Source organism: Bradyrhizobium sp. USDA 4472, assembly GCF_054058595.1.
On sequence record NZ_JBSSAM010000001.1, the window covers coordinates 3,163,106 to 3,180,037 of the forward strand.

The window sequence follows — 16,932 nt, forward strand, 5'->3', positions numbered from 1 at the left end:
GAGCCAGACGGCGCGCGCATCCCTTTTTTGCACACGAAGGCTCAGCATAAATTGTCGGACAGGAGCATCGGCCGCATGACTCGTCATCAATTTCCATCCGCTCTTTCAGAAGGTCCCCACTTCGCGCCACGAGAGGTCGGGATTGAGACGCGCTCCGACGGGACGCTCGTCCTGCGGTCGCCGATCGAGTTCGAGACTCCGCAATGGTCGATCCTGGACTTTATTCCGGAGTGGGCGGAGAAGGCTCCGCAACGGGTGTTTCTAGCCCAGCGCGGACGCGACGGCGAGTGGCAAAAGATTTCCTACGCCGAGCTATGGCAAAGAGTGCAATCGGTCGGGCAGGCGATGATCAATCTGGGAGCCAAGCGGGGCGACAAACTTGCAATACTCTCCGGCAATTCGATCGAGCATGCCCTGGTCATGTTTGCGGCGATGTCGATCGGTGTAGTCGCAGCTCCGATATCACCGAACTATTCGCTCATGCCGGGCGGCCTGGCTCGCTTGCAGGACATCGCAACGCTACTCCGGCCCTCATTCGTTTTTGTGCAGGACAGCGGGACCTACGCGGGCGTACGCAAGATTCCGGAGCTTGCGTCCGCGACATGGATTGCGGCCGACCAGAGGGATGGATCTGTATCGGTTCAGTCGCTCTTTTCGACGCGTCCGGGCGCAGAGTTCGAGCAGGCATTTCGTTCGATCGACAAGGAGGCGGCCGCTAAAATCCTGTTCACCTCGGGCTCGACCGGACTTCCCAAGGGCGTGATCAACACCCACAAGATGATGGCGAGTTCGCTGCAGATGGGAGCGTTGCTGGTATCGCCTCGCGAAGCACCGGTGCAGGTCGAATGGCTACCGTGGCATCACACCATGGGAAGCAATGTCATCCTACAAGGTATTTTGAAGCATGGCGGCACGCTCTATATCGATGAGGGGCGCCCGGTCCCGCAATTGTTTCACAAGACGATTGCCAATCTGAAAGAAGTATCGCCGACAGCCATGTTCAATGTTCCGGCTGGATACACTCTATTGTGCGAGGCGCTGGAAACCGATCAGGACCTGCGAACGAATTTTTTCCGGCGGCTCGATCGGATGAGTTACGCGGGTGCTGCGATATCACGGACCACGCTGGACAAGCTGTATCAGTTGGCGGAAGCCGCTGGCAGGCGAATTCCTGTGATGTCAGGCTACGGTACCACTGAAACGGCTCCAACAATCGCCACCACGCATTGGGCAACCGACACGCCGGGCGAGTTGGGACTGCCGGCTCCGGGAGTGGAGTTGAAACTCATCCCCGCCGGAGACACCTATGAAGCCCGCGTACGCGGCCCGAATGTGACGCCGGGCTATCTTGGCCGGCCCGATCTGACGTCGGCGGCCTTTGACGAAGAAGGTTTCTATCGGGTCGGCGATACCGTGTCGTTCATCGATCCTGCCAACCCGAGCCGTGGCCTGCGCTTCACCGGCCGGGTTTCCGAAAATTTCAAGCTCTCAAACGGGACATGGGTGGCGGTCGGCAATCTGCGGGCAGCGGCGCTGGCGGCTACCCACGGCGTCCTCCAGGATGTCGTCATCGCCGGCGAAAATCGCCACTCTTGCGCTGTGCTGGGTTGGTTGAACCCCGTCATGGCCAGGAAGTACGCGGCCAACGCCGATGGCGATCTTAACTGTGATCCCGGAGTGATCGCGTTTCTCCAGCAGTGCTTGCGGCTTTACAATGCCAGTGTCGGAAGCAGCGAGCGCGTCTGCGCCCTCACGCTTCTTGCAGAGCCGCCCTCGCTGGCGGCGGGCGAGATCACGGACAAGGCATACGTCAACCAACGCGCTGTCCTGATCAATCGGGCGGCGCAGATGGAGCTGATCTATTCCTCCGAGCCGTGCGGTCAGGTGATCGTCATCTAGAGAGATTGCTCGGCGCAGTCCATGCACGGTCGATGGCCTCGACGTGGGAGATCGCGATTTCGGTGGAATAAAACGGGAGTGATAGAGATGGCAGAAAGTCGGGTCGAAATCGACACGGGAACCAGCGAATTGTTATGCGAAATCCGCGATCGGGTTGCGCTCATCACCCTCAACCGCCCTGAGGCACGCAACGCGCTTTCTGATCATCTCACGCCGGCATTGCGGCGGATGATCAAACAATGCGGCGACGATCCGGGAGTCGGCGCGCTGCTGATCACGGGCGCGGGCGCGGCTTTTTGCGCCGGCGGCGACGTCAAAGGCATGGGCGGCAATTCCGGCAAGGCCGAAACGCCGTTCGAAGAGCGCGTCGCCGATCTGCGCGCCAAGCAGCGCACCTTGACCGGCGCGCTGGCGGCGGTGAGGAAGCCGACGATCGCGGCACTCCCGGGACCAGCGGCCGGCGCCGGGATGGCGCTTGCGCTTGCATGCGATATCCGTATTGCCGCCGAATCCGCGATCATGTCCACGGGATACGCCCGGATCGGACTGACCGGGGATTACGGCATTGCATGGATGCTGACCCGGCTGGTCGGGACATCGCGGGCGCGGGAGCTGCTGTTCCTGTCGGAACGGATCGACGCGCGTCGTTGCGAGACGCTGGGTCTCGTCAACCGGGTGGTGCCCGATTCCGAATTGCGGGAGGCAGCGTTTGCGCTCGCAACGTCGCTGGCGGAAGGACCGTCGATCGCACTGGCCCACATCAAGGACAACCTTGATCATGCTGTGCACTCGGATTTCCGGGATTCAATGGATCAAGAAGCTGCGAATATGGTTCGGTCGTCGCGGACGGCGGATCACAAGGAGGCGGTGCGCGCCTTCATCGAGAAGCGCAAACCGGTATTTGCTGGGCGGTAGGTTTCGTCATGTTATCCCGACTCAGTTGCTGGCGATTCGAGTCGGAAGGATCGGTTGAGCACTTTCGTCCTGATCTCGGATCCTATGTCCAGAAGCTGCTGTCCAGAGCCCCGGCATGAAGCCGCCGGCCCCAACAGGGAGGTCTGATCGCATGACCGCGCCAATTTGCCTGATCTCGGGTGTTGGCCCCGGTACGGGCTCGGCTCTTGCCAGAAGGTTCGCCGAAGGTGGCTATCGCGTGGCGCTGCTCGCTCGCAATGAGGAGCGCCTTGCGGCGCTCGAAGCGCAATTGCCGGGCGCGAAGGGATTCCGCTGCGACGTCTCGGAGCCCGCACAGGTGGATGCGGTGGCATCGGCTGTGGAGCGCGATCTGGGCCATCCCTCGGTTGTCATCCACAACGCCGTCGGCGGTGCGTTCGGCACCTTTCGGGAGATCGATCCGGCCATCCTCAACCGCAATTTTCAGGTCAACACGATGGGCCTGTTATATCTTGCTCGGCGATTGACCCCCGCGATGATCGCGGCCGGAGCGGGCGCCATCGTTGCCACCGGCAATACCTCGGCGTTGCGCGGCAAGGCTGGCTTTGCCGGTTTCGCGCCGACCAAGGCGGCGCAGAGGATCCTGGCAGAGTCCATGGCCCGTGATCTGGGACCGCAGGGAATCCACGTCGCCTATGTCGTGATCGATGCCGTGATCGACCTTGAGTGGACGCGAAAGCGGTGGCCTGAGCGGCCGGATGATTTCTTCATCAAGCCGCAGGCGATCGCGAGCGAGATCTGGCACGTCGCCCACCAGGACCGCAGCGCCTGGTCGTTCAATGTTGAACTCCGACCGTTCGGGGAAAGCTGGTAGTCGAGGAGTGTCGCCGGTTGCTGCAGGCTGTGAGGTGCCTCGTGAGCTCGAATGTCCGACGCAACATATCTGCAACGCGGAGCGGCTAAGTTATTGATTTTCCCTTGGAGACAACGGTTTCCTAAACCGTAGGTCGCATGTTCGAGTCATGCCGGGATCGCCATTCCAAAACGCGGCTTTTCAAAATCGGCCGCGGGCGCGCTACCGGTTGCGCATCCAGTCGGCCAAGCCCGATATCGCGCGATCGAGCTCCTGGCGCGCGGCGCCATCCCTCACCGTCTCCTCCATCGCGCCGCGCATGCACAGCATCCAGGCGTCGCGCTCGGCATCGCCGATGGCAAAGCCGATGTGCCGCTGCCGCAGCCGCGGATGGCCCTTCTCGGGGGAATAGAGCTTGGGGCCGCCGGTCCATTCCGTGAGATAGCGTTTCAGCACATCCCTGATCGGGCCGAGATCATCCGCATGCATGGCCCGGATAATCTTCGCTTCCGGCAGCGTGTCCATACGGCCGTAGAAGCGGTCGACCAGAAGGTCGATCGTGGCACTTCCGCCGATCCGCTCGAATATCGTGGTGCTGACGTCGCTGTCGGTCATCTCTACAGCGCCACGCTCCGCAGGCCGAAGCTGCGCGCTTCGTTCTGCAACACCGGCCGCACGGCGTCGATCAGCCTTGCGGCCGCCGCGTCGACCGACAGCCCCGCCGTATCCACCACCGCCGTCGCGCGCGCGTAGAGCGGCTCGCGGCTGAGCAAGATGTTGCGCAGCTCCGCCATGGCGGAGCGGTCGTCGGCCATCGGGCGCAGGTCGCCCTGGCGGCGCACGCGGGCCATGTGCTCCTCGGGATCGGCCTTCAGCCAGATCGTGTAGAACGAGGTCAGGATCCGGTCGAAGGTCAGCGGCTCCGAGACGATGCCGCCGCCGGTTGCCAGCACCATCAGCTCGTTGCGCGCGAGCAGCTGCTGCAGCGCTGCCTGCTCCATGCGGCGAAAGCCTTCCTGGCCATATAGCGCGATGATCTCGGCGACCGAGAGGCCGTTCTGTTGCTCGACCTCCTTGTTGAGCTCGACAAAGCTCCAGCCGACCTTCTTCGCCAGCATTCTTCCGAGTGTGGATTTGCCGGCGCCGCGCAGCCCGATCAGCGCGATGCCGCAGAACGGCGCGCGCCGTGGCGCGGATGCGTTGCCGCCGGCGAGCAGATCCTTTGCCTGCGCGATCTGCGCTGGTGTCGCCTTGCGCAAGAGATCGCGAAACATCTGCCAGTCCGGTGTCGGGTCGGCTGACGGCAGCAGGTCCTCAAGATGTGCGCCCATCGCGTCGGAGACGCGGCGCAGCAGCACGATCGAGACATTGCCCTTGCCGCTTTCGAGCTGCGCGATGTAGCGCTCCGAAATTCCTGATACCTTGGCGAGCACTTTGCGCGACATGCCGCGCAAGGCGCGCATGGTGCGCACGCGCTGGCCGAGTTGTTCGAGAAAGCGGGATTCGGCGTCGGGACTATCGGTCATGAGCCTTCTTTACAGGGGTCCTGCGGCGCATCTTAATGAAACATAGTGCCAACTGCCATTGACAGCAAGCTGTCCCGGTGTCTTTCTATGAATTATAATTCTAATTCTGGGGAGACGACCGTGAGCGAGGGATCCTACAACGCGGTGACCTGGCTGCTCGACCGTAACGTTGAGGAAGGCCGGGGAGGCAAGCTCGCCTTCGACGACACCGTCTCGCGGCTCACCTATGGCGAACTCCAGCGCGAGACGCGGCGTGCGGCGAACATGCTCCGCCGGCTCGGCGTCCGCCGCGAGGAGCGCGTCGCGATGATCATGCTGGATACGATCGATTTCCCGATCGTTTTCCTGGGCGCGATCCGCGCCGGCATCGTGCCGGTGCCGCTGAACACGCTGCTCACCGCGGATCAATACGCCTACATCCTCGCCGACTGCCGCGCGCGCGTGCTGTTCGTGTCCGAAGCAGTGTTGCCGGTGCTGAAGGAGGTGATCGGACGGCTGCCCGATCTCGAGCATGTCGTCGTCTCCGGCAAGGACGCGCATGGCCACCAGCTGCTCGCCCCAGAGCTCGCGCGCGAGAGCGACACATTCACGACGGCGCCGACCCATCCCGAAGAGCCGGCGTTCTGGCTGTATTCGTCGGGCTCGACCGGCATGCCCAAGGGCGTCCGGCATCTGCACGCCAGCCTGCAGGCGACCGCGGATACCTACGGCAAGCACGTGCTCAACGTCCGCGAGGACGACGTCTGTCTCTCGGCGGCAAAACTGTTCTTCGCCTACGGCCTCGGCAACTCGCTGACTTTCCCGATGTCGGTCGGTGCCAGCACGGTGCTGAATTCGGCGAGGCCAACTCCGGAGCTGATGTTCGAGCTCTTGAACAAGTACAATCCGACCCTCTTCTTCGGCGCGCCGACGCTGTTCGCGGCGATGCTGAACGACGAGGCCGCAAAGTCCGCGCGGGCAGGGACGCGCCTGCGTATCTGCGCCTCCGCCGGCGAGGCGCTGCCGGAATCGGTCGGCAACAATTGGAAGTCACGGTTCGGCGTCGACATCCTCGACGGCATCGGCTCGACCGAACTGCTGCACATCTTCCTGTCGAACGCGCCCGGCGACATCAAATACGGCACCTCCGGCCGCGCCGTCCCCGGCTACAAGGTCCGCCTGGTCAGTGACGCCGGCGACGATGTGCCGGATGGCGAGGTCGGCGAACTCCTGGTCGAGGCACCCTCGGCCGGCGAGGGCTATTGGAATCAGCGCGCCAAAAGCAGGAACACCTTTCAAGGCCACTGGACCCGCACCGGCGACAAATATGTGCGCGGCGCCGATGGCCGTTACACCTTCTGCGGCCGTGCCGACGACATGTTCAAGGTATCCGGTATCTGGGTTTCGCCGTTCGAGGTCGAGAGCGCGCTGATCACGCATCCCGCGGTGCTGGAAGCCGCCGTTGTCGCCGAAGCCGATCCGGAAGGCCTGTTGAAGCCAAAGGCGTTCGTCGTGCTGCGCGCCGGCAGCGACACCGACAATCTGTACGAAGCGCTGAAAGAGCACGTCAAACAGACGATCGGTCCATGGAAATATCCGCGCTGGATCGAGGTCGTCGACGATCTGCCCAAAACGGCGACGGGGAAGATCCAGCGGTTCAAGTTGCGAGAAGGGGCGAACCAGCCATGAGTTGCTGGCCGGGCTTGACCCTTCCATCGACGTGCAGCCGCCTGCGACGAAAGGCCTGGATGCCCGGGTCAGGCCCGGGCATGACGACGGAAAGAGAAGAGCAAGGACATGACCAACCTCCCCCCCTCCGGCTTCCTGAGCATCGGCGCCGCCAGCCTCGAATACATCTGGCTCGCGCCGCAAGCCGCCGACGCGCCCACCATCGTCATGCTGCACGAAGGCCTCGGCTCGGTCGGCCTGTGGGGTGATTTCCCCGAGAAGCTGCGAGAGGCCACCGGCGCCGGCATCTTCGCCTATTCACGCGCGGGTTACGGCCGGTCCAGTCCGGCGACATTGCCGCGGCCGCTCGACTACATGCAGCGTGAGGCGCTGGACGTGCTGCCGAAGGTGCTCGAGGCCGTTCCCTTCAAGCGCGGGCTGTTGCTCGGCCATTCCGACGGCGGCTCAATCGCTGCGATCTATGCTGGGTCCCATCAGGATCATCGCCTGCAAGGCGTCGCGCTGATCGCGCCGCATTTCATTGTCGAGGATATCTCCGTCGCGTCCATCGCTGCGATCAAGACGACGTATGAGACCTCCGACCTCAAGGCAAAACTCGCGCGCTGGCACCAGGACGTCGACAACGCCTTCTATGGCTGGAACGGCGCCTGGCTCGATCCGGCATTTCGCGACTGGGACATCTCGGAATATCTCGCCTACATCCGCGTTCCCATCCTGGTCGTTCAAGGCAAGGACGACCAGTATGGGACGCTGCGCCAAGTCGAGATCGCGCAGCAGGAATGTTATTGCCCGGTCGATGTGACGATCATTCCAGGCGCCGGGCATTCTCCCCACCGCGAAGCGCCGGCGCCAACGCTTGACGCCATCGCGCAATTTGCAAAAGCCGCTTTGCGGGACGACCGGGGGCTCCAAGCTGCGTGACGCGTCCCAGGCGACTCGCGACGGCGCTGGCACCAAGATGAAGCAAAGTGCATGTCAGGCCCGGATTTGATCTAGACACCTCTCGAAAGATGCATTATTGTGCATCTAAGACAAACCAAGACGAGCTCAAGGGTAGCCCATGGCCGGGGAAGATCGGCGCCTCGCAGGCGGCGCAACATTCATCGATTTCCAGACCGATCCGTCCCGCTACAAGCACTGGAAGCTGGCGGTCGAGGGCGAGGTCGCGACGCTCACGATGGACGTCGACGAGAATGGCGGCCTGTTCGAGGGCTATCTGCTCAAGCTCAATTCCTACGATCTCGGCGTCGACATCGAGCTTGCGGACGTGGTCCAGCGGCTCCGCTTCGAGCATCCCGAGGTGAAGGTCGTGGTGATGCGCTCGGCCAAGAACCGCGTGTTCTGCGCCGGCGCCAACATCCGCATGCTCGCCGGCTCGACCCATGCCCACAAGGTGAATTTCTGCAAGTTCACCAACGAGACGCGCAACGGCATGGAAGATTCGTCGGAGAATTCCGGCCAGCGCTTCATCACGGTCGTGAACGGCTCGGCCGCCGGCGGCGGCTACGAGCTCGCGCTGGCAACTGACCACATCATCCTCGCTGACGATGGCGCGTCTGCCGTTGCGCTGCCCGAAGTGCCACTGCTCGCGGTGCTCCCTGGCACTGGCGGTCTCACGCGGGTCGTCGACAAGCGCAAGGTGCGCCGCGACCACGCCGACTTCTTTTGCACCATCGAAGAGGGCGTGAAGGGCAAGCGCGCGGTGCAGTGGCGCCTCGTCGACGAGATCGCACCGAACTCCAAGCTCGAGGCCAAGGTCGTCGAGCGTGCCAGGGAGTTCGCGGGCAAGTCGAAGCGTGCCGGCAGCGGCAAGGGTATCACGCTCTCTCCGCTGAAGCGCGTCATCGACGAGACCAGCATCCGCTATGGCTTTGTCACCGTCGACATAGACCGCATTGCGCGCGTCGCCACCATCTCGATCAAGGCGCCGGAGACGGCGCCGCCCGCCGACATCGACGGCATGATGGCGCAGGGCGCGTCGTTCTGGCCGTTGCAGGTGGCGCGCGAGCTCGACGACGCCATCCTGCATCTGCGCATCAACGAGCTCGAGATCGCGATGCTCGTGTTCAAAAGCCATGGCGACCGCGCCCATGTGCTGGCATCCGACGCCTTCCTCGAAGCCAACAAGGCGCACTGGCTGGTCAACGAAATCAGGCATTATTGGAAGCGCGTGCTCAAGCGCATCGACGTCACCTCGCGCACGCTGGTGACGCTGGTCGAGCCGGGCTCCTGCTTCGCCGGCACGCTCGCTGAACTCGTCTTCGCCGCCGACCGCTCCTACATGCTGATCGGCACGCGCCAGGGCGACAACCAGCCGCCGCCCTCGATCGAATTGTCGGTAATGAATTTCGGTCCCTATCCGATGAGCCACGGCCTGACGCGGCTGGAGTCGCGCTTCCAGGCCGATCCGGCGGACGTGGAGCGCGCGGAAGCCACCCTCGGCACCGCTCTCGACGCCGAGCAGGCGGAAGAACTTGGCCTCGTCACCTTCGCGCTCGACGACATCGACTGGGACGACGAGGTGCGCGTATTCCTGGAGGAACGCGCCAGCTTCTCGCCCGACAGCCTCACCGGCATGGAAGCGAGTCTGCGCTTCGTCGGCCCCGAGACGATGGAATCAAAAATCTTCGCGCGCCTCACCGCCTGGCAGAACTGGATCTTCCAGCGCCCGAACGCGGTCGGCGAGGAGGGCGCGCTGCGCCGCTACGGCAGCGGCCAGAAGCCGAAATTCGATATGACGCGAGTCTAGCGAATAGGGAGTGGCGAAAGGCGAACAGGAATTTTCACCCGCCATTCGCTGGTCGCCATTCGCCCCTTGAAACGAGCCAGTCTCCACACGGGAGGTCCACATGAACATGAACATCATGAACGTCGACTACTCGACCAAGATTCCGAACAACGTGAATCTCGCCGAAGACCGCCAGGTGCTGAAGGCGCTCGAGGGCTGGCATCCCGGCTACATGGATTGGTGGAGCGACATGGGCCCCGAAGGCTTCCAGGAGTCGCTGGTTTATCTGCGCACCGCTTACTCGGTCGATCCGCGCGGCTGGGCCAAGTTCGATTATGTGCGCATGCCCGAATATCGCTGGGGCATCCTGCTTGCGCCGCAGGAAGAGAACCGCGTCGTGCCGTTCGGCGAGCATTATGGCGAGCCCGCCTGGCAGGAAGTTCCGGGCGAATATCGCGCCATGCTGCGCCGCCTGATCGTGATCCAGGGCGACACCGAGCCTGCTTCCGTCGAGCAGCAGCGCCATCTCGGCAAGACCGCACCCTCGCTCTACGACATGCGCAATTTGTTCCAGGTCAATGTCGAGGAAGGCCGTCATCTCTGGGCGATGGTGTATCTGCTCCAGAAATATTTCGGCCGCGACGGCCGCGAGGAAGCCGACGATTTGCTGCGCCGCCGCTCCGGCGATGCCGACGCGCCGCGCATGCTCGGCGCCTTCAACGAGGCGACGCCGGACTGGCTGTCCTTCTTCATGTTCACCTACTTCACCGACCGCGACGGCAAGATGCAACTGCATTCGCTGGCGCAGTCGGGCTTCGATCCGCTGTCGCGCACCTGCCGCTTCATGCTGACCGAGGAAGCCCATCACATGTTCGTCGGCGAGACCGGCATCACCCGCGTCGTGCAGCGCACCTGCGATGCGATGCGGGAGGCGGGCATCAGTGATCCCACCGACATCGCCAAGGTCCGCGCGTTGGGGGTGATCGATCTTCCGACCATCCAGAAGAAGTTGAACCTGCACTACACGCTGTCGCTGGATCTGTTCGGCTCGGAAGTCTCGACCAACGCGGCCAATGCCTTCAACACCGGCATCAAGGGCCGTTATCACGAGACCCAGATCGACGACGATCACCAGCTCAAGAATTCGACCTATCCGGTGCTGAAGTTGGTCAACGGTGAGATCAAGCTGGTCGACGAGCCGGCGCTGACCGCGCTCAACATGCGCCTGCGCGACGATTACAGCCAGGATTGCGTCAAGGGCATGCTGCGCTGGAACAAGGTGATCTCGACTGCCGGCTACGACTTCCAGCTCAAATTGCCCAACGTCGCCTTCCACCGCCACATCGGCGAGTTCAAGGACGTGCATGCGACGCCCGACGGCATCCTGATCGACGATGTCACCTGGGGCAAGCGCAGAGACGATTGGCTGCCCTCGACTGCCGACGGCGACTTCATCACCTCCTTGATGCAGCCCGTCACCGAAAGCGGCAAGTTCGCGTCCTGGATCTCGCCGCCGAAGGTCGGCATCGACAACAAGCCGGGCGATTTCGAGTACGTGAAGATCGAGTCGTAAGGTGGTTGGCGAATGGTGAATGGCTAGTGGCGAGTAGAACAGCTACTCGCCGTTCGCTACTCGCCATCCGCGCGCAGCGTTACCCCGCGATCTCCAGCCCCGCATTCGCGTACACCACGCCGCCATCGACCGCGATGGTGTTGCCCACCACGTAATCCCCTGCGCGCGAGGCCAGATAGATCGCAACGCCGGCCATGTCCTCGTCGGTGCCGATGCGGCGCGCGGGAATGCGCTTGGCGACGTCGTCTGCGTGGTCGCGTGCGGCGCGGTTCATGTCGGACTTGAACGCGCCCGGCGCGATCGCGGTGACGTTGATGTTGTCCTTGATCAGCTTCGTCGCCATGCGCCGTGTCAGATGAATCACCGCGGCCTTGCTCGCGGCGTAGGAATAGGTCTCGCCGGGATTGACGAAGATGCCGTCGACGGAGGCGATGTTGATGACCTTGGCAGGGCGCGCGTGCGAGGCCGCGGCGCGCAGCGGCTTGGCCAGCGCCTTGGTCAGGAAGAACAGCGACTTGACGTTGAGGTCCATCACCTTGTCCCAGCCGCTTTCCGGGAATTCGTCGAACTCCGCGCCCCAGGCCGCGCCCGCATTGTTGACGAGGATGTCGAGCTTCGGCTCCAGCTTGATGATTTCGGAAGCGAGCCTGTCGCAGCCTTCGACGGTCGAGATGTCGATCGGCAACGCGATGCATTCGCCGTCATATTGCGCCGAGAGCTCTTTCGCGGTGGCTTCGCAGGGGCCTGCCTTCCGTGCGGTGATGTAGACCTTTGCGGCGCCGGCGCCGAGAAATCCGGCCGCGATCATCTTGCCGATGCCACGCGAGCCGCCGGTCACGAGTGCGATGCGGCCTTTGAGCGAGAATAGATCGTTGGACATGTTGCCTCCCTTGAGTTGGCGCTCGTTTTGAGCGCGGCGGGGAGGGGAGTCAAGGAAGGGGCGGCTGGATCAAGCCGCCGAGATCCGGCGAAAACCGTTCCACATCGCGGTCGCGGCGCCCGAGGTCAGCACCGGCAGAATGCGCGCATCCTGGTAATTTCCGTTGAGCGAGACGCGCGGCAGCGCGGTCATCTGGCCGGCGTTTTCGGCGAACAACATGCCGGGCCGCGTCGTCACTGCGGTCTTGAAGCCGGCGGATGCGGCGAGCGCAAATTCGCGCGTTCCTGCGGCATCGTGGTCGCCATAGGGGTAGGCGAGATGCACCACCTCGCGCTCCAGCGCGTTCTCGATCCGCGCCCGGCTCACCGCCATCTCCTGCGCGGCGATCTCCTCGCTCTGCTTGGCGAGGTTGCAATGGCTGACGGTGTGTGCGCCGATCGTGACCAGCGGATCGGTGGCGAGCTGTTTCACCTCGTCCCAGGACAGGCAAAGGCTGCGACACAGCGCGGCCATATCGACCCCATGGGCGGCGCAGAGAGCTTCGATCTCGCGCTTCAGATCGGGCTCGCCCGGCAGCGCGCGCAGCCAATCATGCAGACGGTCGAATGCCGCCTGTTTCGCGGCCGTTGTGCTCGCATCGAGCCGAAGCGCCGAACGGCCGATCCGCACCTCGACCTGCTCGGCCCTGGCGATGACGGCCTCTAGCGCGGTCCACCACAATCGACCCGTGCCCTCGGCAAAGTCGCTCGCGACATAGATGGTCGCGGGCGCGTCGAATTCGCGCAGCACCGGCAACGCATGGTCCCGGTTGTCGCGATAGCCGTCGTCGAGGGTGAAGGCGGCGAAGCGGCGCTCGAAGCGGCCCTGCGCCAGCCGCTCGTGCAGTTCGTCCATGCTGACAATGTCGATCTCGCACGAGCGCAAATGGCACAGCGTCGCACGCAGGAAGTCGGGGGTGACCTCGAGATGCCGGTTCGGCTGGAAGGCAATGCCCCGGGCCGGCCGCACATGGTGCAGCATGAAAATGGCGCCGACGCCCGACAGCAGCGGGCGCAGCAGATGGTGCGCCCCGCTGAAATAGAGTGCTCCCAGCCCGGCGCGAATGACGTTGTTTCGAAGTTGTTTCATGACCGGTGGGTCGCCCCTGGCATTCCGCCTTCAATTTTAAGGAATGACCCTTGAAGAAAAAGTTATTCCAATTGTCCACGCGCGGCCTCGCAAAGGGCCCCATTTCCGGTTTGACAGCCTGCCAAGGGTTTGTTTTGTCTCCGGTTCCAGAGTTCGGATCGTCGAATGCAGATGCTTTTCGGGTGGGCCAGCAAGTGGTGGCCGGGGCTGATTCCCCTGGCCGTCATGTGCGGAATTGCGGCCTGGAACAACACTTTGCCTGTCGAGGCCGACCTCTCGGCCCGCAGTTCGGCCGCGCTCAAGGACACCGTCCTGGACAAGACCCGGATCGCGGTCGACGGCCGTGACATCAGCCTGATTGCCGATGCCTTCTCCGAGGAGGGACGCCGCGATGCCGTCACGGCCGTCGAGCTGGTTCCCGGCGTGCGGCTGGTCGATGACCAGACCCGGCTTGCTCCCGAAGCCAAACCCTTCGTCTGGAACGCCGAGCGTGACGTGGTGCGCGTGACGCTGTCGGGCTCCGCTCCGCTGCCGGCGATAAAAGCGCGCCTCACGGAGGCCGCGCGAAAAGAGGCCAACGGGACCGAGATCGCCGATCAGATGGGTCTCGCCCGTGGCGCACCGCCCCGTTTCGAGGCGGCCGCGATGCTGCTGCTCGACCAGATCGGCAAGCTCAAAGACGGCAAGATCACGATATCGGATACCAAGGTCAGTCTGTCGGGCATGGCGCGCGACCTCGGCGGCCGCGAGGCGATCGGCGCGGCGCTGAAGAACCTGCCCGAGGGATTCTCGATCGCCGCCAATGAGATCAAGGCACCGCCTTATATTTTCCAGGCCTACAAGGATCCGGTCGCGGCCACCCTGACGCTGACCGGCTACGTGCCTGACAACGTCGTGCACGCCGCGATCGCGACCAGCGCGTCGCGAAAATTCTTCACTGAGAAGGTCGTCGATAATCTCAAGGCCAGCGTCGGTGCGCCCGGTTCGTTCAACACCGCCGTGATCGCAGCGCTCGGCGCGCTGTCGCGGCTGTCGACCGGTACGCTCGTGGTGTCCGATCGCGAGGTGAAGCTGTCGGGGGATGCGCTTTACGAGGGTGCGGCCAACGACATCCGCGCCGGCCTCGGCAAGGACTTTCCAAAAAACTGGCAATACAAGCCCGAAATCACGGTGAAGCCGCCGGCGGGTCCGGTCGACGGTACCGTCTGCCAGCAACTGTTCTCGGAGCTCTTGGCGAAGGGCAAGATCCGCTTCGAGCCCAAGCGCGCCGACATCGATCCCGACTCCGCCGGCATTCTCGATCATCTGATCGAGACGGCGCTGCGTTGCCCGACCACCGATATCGAGGTTGCCGGCCACACTGATTCCGACGGCGAGGATTCGTTCAACCAGGCGCTGTCCGAGAAGCGCGCGCAGGCGGTGATCGCTTATCTCGTCAAGGCGGGCTTGCCGGCTGAGCGCTTCACTGCTGTCGGCTACGGCAGCACGCAGCCTGTCGCCGGCAACGACACCGACGATGGCAAGGCGCAAAACCGCCGCATCGAATTTCTGGTGAGGTGACGATGCCCTATCTCGTCTCGTTCCATATGGGCTGGCTGATCGGCTCGGTTCTGCTGGGGTTCTGCATGGGCTGGATCTCGGTGGTCCAGCGCGGCAACGGCACCCCGAAGGTCACGGCGCGCTGGCTCGCGGTGCTGGTTGCAGGCCTGCTCGCGGCCTCGTTGGCGCATGTGGTCCCGGGCCGCTTCGGCTACTGGCTCGACCTCGGCCTCATCATGTTCACCTGCTACCTCGTCGGCTGTACCATCGGCGCATGCCTGCGCTATTGGGTGGTCTCCCGGAGCCAGCCGGCAGGCTGATCTGACCTTAAAAGGCTCGGTAACCGATTGATCGGCGAGGAGATCGCCGAGGAAACAAGCTGGCCCTTGACGGTAATACGTACGTACGTATTATGGCGCTCATGCCGAAGCCCTCACTCAAAGACGCCATCCTCGACGCCGGCCTCAAGGTCATGTTCCGGACCGGCTACCACGGCACCAGCGTGCGCGACGTCACCACGGCTGCGGGCGCGCCCCAGGGGTCCTTCACCAACCATTTCCGCTCGAAGGAGGCGTTCGCCTCCGAGGTGCTCGACCGCTATTTCGACGTGACCAGGGGACTGGTTGCCGAGGCCCTCGACGACGCCTCGCTGACGTCGCGCGCGCGGCTCAGGCGCTATCTCGACATCATCACCGGCCGGCTGGAGGCTGATGGCTACGCTCGCGGTTGCCTGATCGGCGATCTCAGCCTGGAGGCATCTGGCAGCAGCGAACTGCTGCGCGCGCGCCTTGGGGCCATCTTTGCGGAATGGCGCTCGCCGTTCGCCGCCTGCATCCGCGATGCTCAGGCCAGCGGCGAGATCGCATCCGATTTCGAGCCGGAGGAGCTTGCCGACTTCCTGCTCGCGTCGTGGCAGGGCGCGATCCTGCGCATGAAAGTCGATCGCAATCCCAAAGCGCTCGAGCGTTTCAAGACCATCGCATTCCAAACCGTGTTCAAGGAGCTGACATGACCAAGCAGATCGAGATCCGCAAAGCGTCCGTCCTCGGAAGCAGCATGGCCTATCGCGAGACAGGCGCGGAGGACGCGCCCGTTGCGCTCTTCCTGCACGGCAATCCCACCTCCTCGCATATCTGGCGCAACATCTTGCCGCTGGTGTCGTCGGTCGCGCATTGCATCGCGCCCGACAACATCGGCTTCGGCCAATCCGACAAACCGGATATTGCCTATCGCTTCTTCGATCTTGCACGCTATCTCGATGCCTTCATCGACGAACGCGGCATCAAATCGGCCTATCTGGTCGCGCAGGATTGGGGGACGGCGCTCGCATTCCATCTCGCCGCGCGCCGGCCGGAGATCGTGCGCGGATTGGCTTTCATGGAGTTCATCCGTCCGATGCCGACCTGGCAGGACTTTCACCAGGCCGAGGCTGCGCGTGAGACCTTCCGCAAATTCAGGACGCCGGGCGAGGGTGAGGCGATGATCCTCGAGGCCAACGCGTTCATTGAGCGCGTGCTGCCGGGCGGCATCGTGCGCAAGCTCAGCGACGAGGAGATGGCGCCCTATCGCGCGCCGTTCCCGACGCCGGAGAGCCGCCGCCCGGTTCTTGCGCTTCCACGCGAACTGCCGATCGCGAACCAGCCCGCCGATGTTTATGCGACGCTTCAATCGGCGCATGCCGCGCTGGCCACATCGTCCTACCCCAAGTTGCTGTTCTCAGGTGCGCCCGGCGCGCTTGTCTCGCCCGATTTTGCGGAGCGGTTCGCGGCCTCGCTGAGGCATTGCGCGCACGTGCATCTCGGCCCCGGCCTGCACTTCCTTCAGGAGGATCATGCCGAGGCGATCGGTCGCTCCGTCGCGGGCTGGATTGCAGGCATCGAAGCCATTCGCTCAGGGCTTGCGGCCTGAAGAGAGCGCTACCTCCGAGCAACGTGCTCATCGCGGCCATCCTGGCGGGTGGCCGAGTGCCTTTTGTGATGCCGCAGTGCAACCCGATGATCTCGGACGAGGCGTCATGAGCGACGCAGTCGTGCGTCCTGCAGTCGCCTCTTTCAACGGGCCGATGCGATCCATAGATTGATTTCGACTTAAGCCGCGGCGGAACATTGTCCGGTCGAAATCATCAAAACTTCATGGCCTCTGCGCAGGATCGCCATGGAGATTCGCCTCGAGCTTGGCGCCGAAAGCGCCAAACCGTGCATCAGGAGCCCACACCCTGCCTAAAATATTGAAGGCACGTGATTT

15 protein-coding genes are annotated in these 16,932 nt (G+C 63.5%); 11 read left to right on the forward strand and 4 right to left on the reverse strand.

What is annotated here, in order from left to right; all coding sequences use genetic code 11:
* Positions 1–75 precede the first annotated feature (75 nt).
* The 3 genes from ACVWZ4_RS14500 to ACVWZ4_RS14510 all read left to right on the forward strand — a co-directional run bounded on the left by ACVWZ4_RS14500 (position 76) and on the right by ACVWZ4_RS14510 (position 3,667).
* On the forward strand, positions 76–1,899 hold the full coding sequence (locus ACVWZ4_RS14500) for an AMP-binding protein (protein ID WP_456790256.1): 1,824 nt from the start codon (positions 76–78) through the stop codon (positions 1,897–1,899).
* Between the two features lie 87 nt (positions 1,900–1,986).
* The gene (locus ACVWZ4_RS14505; protein WP_456790257.1) at positions 1,987–2,814 is read left to right on the forward strand and encodes an enoyl-CoA hydratase-related protein; all 828 of its coding nucleotides are present in this window, start codon (positions 1,987–1,989) and stop codon (positions 2,812–2,814) included.
* Between the two features lie 151 nt (positions 2,815–2,965).
* Positions 2,966–3,667: an SDR family NAD(P)-dependent oxidoreductase gene (locus ACVWZ4_RS14510; RefSeq protein WP_456790258.1), complete on the forward strand. Its 702-nt coding sequence runs from the start codon at positions 2,966–2,968 to the stop codon at positions 3,665–3,667.
* 201 nt (positions 3,668–3,868) lie between these two features.
* Here ACVWZ4_RS14510 and ACVWZ4_RS14515 read toward each other — a convergent pair whose 3' ends face one another.
* Both ACVWZ4_RS14515 and ACVWZ4_RS14520 read right to left on the reverse strand, forming a co-directional pair.
* Positions 3,869–4,261, reverse strand: a complete 393-nt coding sequence (locus ACVWZ4_RS14515) for a group II truncated hemoglobin (protein WP_456740607.1) — start codon at positions 4,259–4,261, stop codon at positions 3,869–3,871.
* A 2-nt stretch (positions 4,262–4,263) separates the two neighbouring features.
* Positions 4,264–5,172 carry a helix-turn-helix transcriptional regulator gene (locus tag ACVWZ4_RS14520; RefSeq protein WP_456737014.1) on the reverse strand — a complete coding sequence of 303 codons (909 nt, stop codon included), beginning with the start codon at positions 5,170–5,172 and terminating at the stop codon, positions 4,264–4,266.
* Between the two features lie 120 nt (positions 5,173–5,292).
* On the opposite strand from ACVWZ4_RS14520, the gene ACVWZ4_RS14525 reads away from it, so the two are divergent.
* From ACVWZ4_RS14525 to boxB, 4 genes are all read left to right on the forward strand, one after another.
* Positions 5,293–6,840 (forward strand): benzoate-CoA ligase family protein, encoded by a 1,548-nt coding sequence (locus ACVWZ4_RS14525; protein ID WP_456740608.1) that lies wholly within the window; start codon positions 5,293–5,295, stop codon positions 6,838–6,840.
* Positions 6,841–6,948: 108 nt separating this feature from the next.
* A complete protein-coding gene (locus ACVWZ4_RS14530) occupies positions 6,949–7,761 on the forward strand; it encodes an alpha/beta fold hydrolase (protein ID WP_456740609.1) in 813 nt (270 codons plus the stop codon).
* Between the two features lie 139 nt (positions 7,762–7,900).
* Complete coding sequence (gene boxC / locus ACVWZ4_RS14535; RefSeq protein ID WP_456737017.1) at positions 7,901–9,589, forward strand: 2,3-epoxybenzoyl-CoA dihydrolase; 1,689 nt, start codon at positions 7,901–7,903, stop codon at positions 9,587–9,589.
* Positions 9,590–9,689: 100 nt separating this feature from the next.
* On the forward strand, positions 9,690–11,141 hold the full coding sequence (gene boxB / locus ACVWZ4_RS14540) for a benzoyl-CoA 2,3-epoxidase subunit BoxB (RefSeq protein WP_456740610.1): 1,452 nt from the start codon (positions 9,690–9,692) through the stop codon (positions 11,139–11,141).
* A 79-nt stretch (positions 11,142–11,220) separates the two neighbouring features.
* On the opposite strand, the gene ACVWZ4_RS14545 is transcribed toward boxB, so the two are convergent.
* Together ACVWZ4_RS14545 and ACVWZ4_RS14550 are read right to left on the reverse strand one after the other, a co-directional pair.
* A complete protein-coding gene (locus ACVWZ4_RS14545; protein WP_456737019.1) occupies positions 11,221–12,021 on the reverse strand; it encodes an SDR family oxidoreductase in 801 nt (266 codons plus the stop codon).
* 69 nt (positions 12,022–12,090) lie between these two features.
* The gene (locus ACVWZ4_RS14550) at positions 12,091–13,149 is read right to left on the reverse strand and encodes a polysaccharide deacetylase family protein (RefSeq protein WP_456740611.1); all 1,059 of its coding nucleotides are present in this window, start codon (positions 13,147–13,149) and stop codon (positions 12,091–12,093) included.
* A gap of 165 nt (positions 13,150–13,314) precedes the next feature.
* On the opposite strand from ACVWZ4_RS14550, the gene ACVWZ4_RS14555 reads away from it, so the two are divergent.
* The 4 genes from ACVWZ4_RS14555 to ACVWZ4_RS14570 all read left to right on the forward strand — a co-directional run bounded on the left by ACVWZ4_RS14555 (position 13,315) and on the right by ACVWZ4_RS14570 (position 16,596).
* Positions 13,315–14,709, forward strand: a complete 1,395-nt coding sequence (locus ACVWZ4_RS14555; RefSeq protein WP_456740612.1) for an OmpA family protein — start codon at positions 13,315–13,317, stop codon at positions 14,707–14,709.
* A gap of 2 nt (positions 14,710–14,711) precedes the next feature.
* Complete coding sequence (locus ACVWZ4_RS14560) at positions 14,712–15,008, forward strand: hypothetical protein (RefSeq protein ID WP_456700093.1); 297 nt, start codon at positions 14,712–14,714, stop codon at positions 15,006–15,008.
* A gap of 101 nt (positions 15,009–15,109) precedes the next feature.
* Positions 15,110–15,700, forward strand: a complete 591-nt coding sequence (locus tag ACVWZ4_RS14565; RefSeq protein ID WP_456737020.1) for a TetR family transcriptional regulator C-terminal domain-containing protein — start codon at positions 15,110–15,112, stop codon at positions 15,698–15,700.
* Positions 15,697–16,596 (forward strand): haloalkane dehalogenase, encoded by a 900-nt coding sequence (locus tag ACVWZ4_RS14570; protein ID WP_456790259.1) that lies wholly within the window; start codon positions 15,697–15,699, stop codon positions 16,594–16,596. Before ACVWZ4_RS14565 ends, ACVWZ4_RS14570 begins: the two co-directional genes overlap by 4 nt.
* Positions 16,597–16,932: the final 336 nt, after the last annotated feature.

What these genes read in the sequence shown, in the direction of transcription:
- ACVWZ4_RS14500 (WP_456790256.1), top strand. Translation starts at nt 76, where the DNA reads ATGACTCGTCATCAATTTCCATCCGCTCTTTCAGAAGGTCCCCACTTC.
- ACVWZ4_RS14505 (WP_456790257.1), top strand. Translation starts at nt 1,987, where the DNA reads ATGGCAGAAAGTCGGGTCGAAATCGACACGGGAACCAGCGAATTGTTA.
- ACVWZ4_RS14510 (WP_456790258.1), top strand. Translation starts at nt 2,966, where the DNA reads ATGACCGCGCCAATTTGCCTGATCTCGGGTGTTGGCCCCGGTACGGGC.
- ACVWZ4_RS14515 (WP_456740607.1), bottom strand. Translation starts at nt 4,261, where the DNA reads ATGACCGACAGCGACGTCAGCACCACGATATTCGAGCGGATCGGCGGA.
- ACVWZ4_RS14520 (WP_456737014.1), bottom strand. Translation starts at nt 5,172, where the DNA reads ATGACCGATAGTCCCGACGCCGAATCCCGCTTTCTCGAACAACTCGGC.
- ACVWZ4_RS14530 (WP_456740609.1), top strand. Translation starts at nt 6,949, where the DNA reads ATGACCAACCTCCCCCCCTCCGGCTTCCTGAGCATCGGCGCCGCCAGC.
- boxC (WP_456737017.1), top strand. Translation starts at nt 7,901, where the DNA reads ATGGCCGGGGAAGATCGGCGCCTCGCAGGCGGCGCAACATTCATCGAT.
- boxB (WP_456740610.1), top strand. Translation starts at nt 9,690, where the DNA reads ATGAACATGAACATCATGAACGTCGACTACTCGACCAAGATTCCGAAC.
- ACVWZ4_RS14545 (WP_456737019.1), bottom strand. Translation starts at nt 12,021, where the DNA reads ATGTCCAACGATCTATTCTCGCTCAAAGGCCGCATCGCACTCGTGACC.
- ACVWZ4_RS14550 (WP_456740611.1), bottom strand. Translation starts at nt 13,149, where the DNA reads ATGAAACAACTTCGAAACAACGTCATTCGCGCCGGGCTGGGAGCACTC.
- ACVWZ4_RS14555 (WP_456740612.1), top strand. Translation starts at nt 13,315, where the DNA reads ATGCAGATGCTTTTCGGGTGGGCCAGCAAGTGGTGGCCGGGGCTGATT.
- ACVWZ4_RS14560 (WP_456700093.1), top strand. Translation starts at nt 14,712, where the DNA reads ATGCCCTATCTCGTCTCGTTCCATATGGGCTGGCTGATCGGCTCGGTT.
- ACVWZ4_RS14565 (WP_456737020.1), top strand. Translation starts at nt 15,110, where the DNA reads ATGCCGAAGCCCTCACTCAAAGACGCCATCCTCGACGCCGGCCTCAAG.
- ACVWZ4_RS14570 (WP_456790259.1), top strand. Translation starts at nt 15,697, where the DNA reads ATGACCAAGCAGATCGAGATCCGCAAAGCGTCCGTCCTCGGAAGCAGC.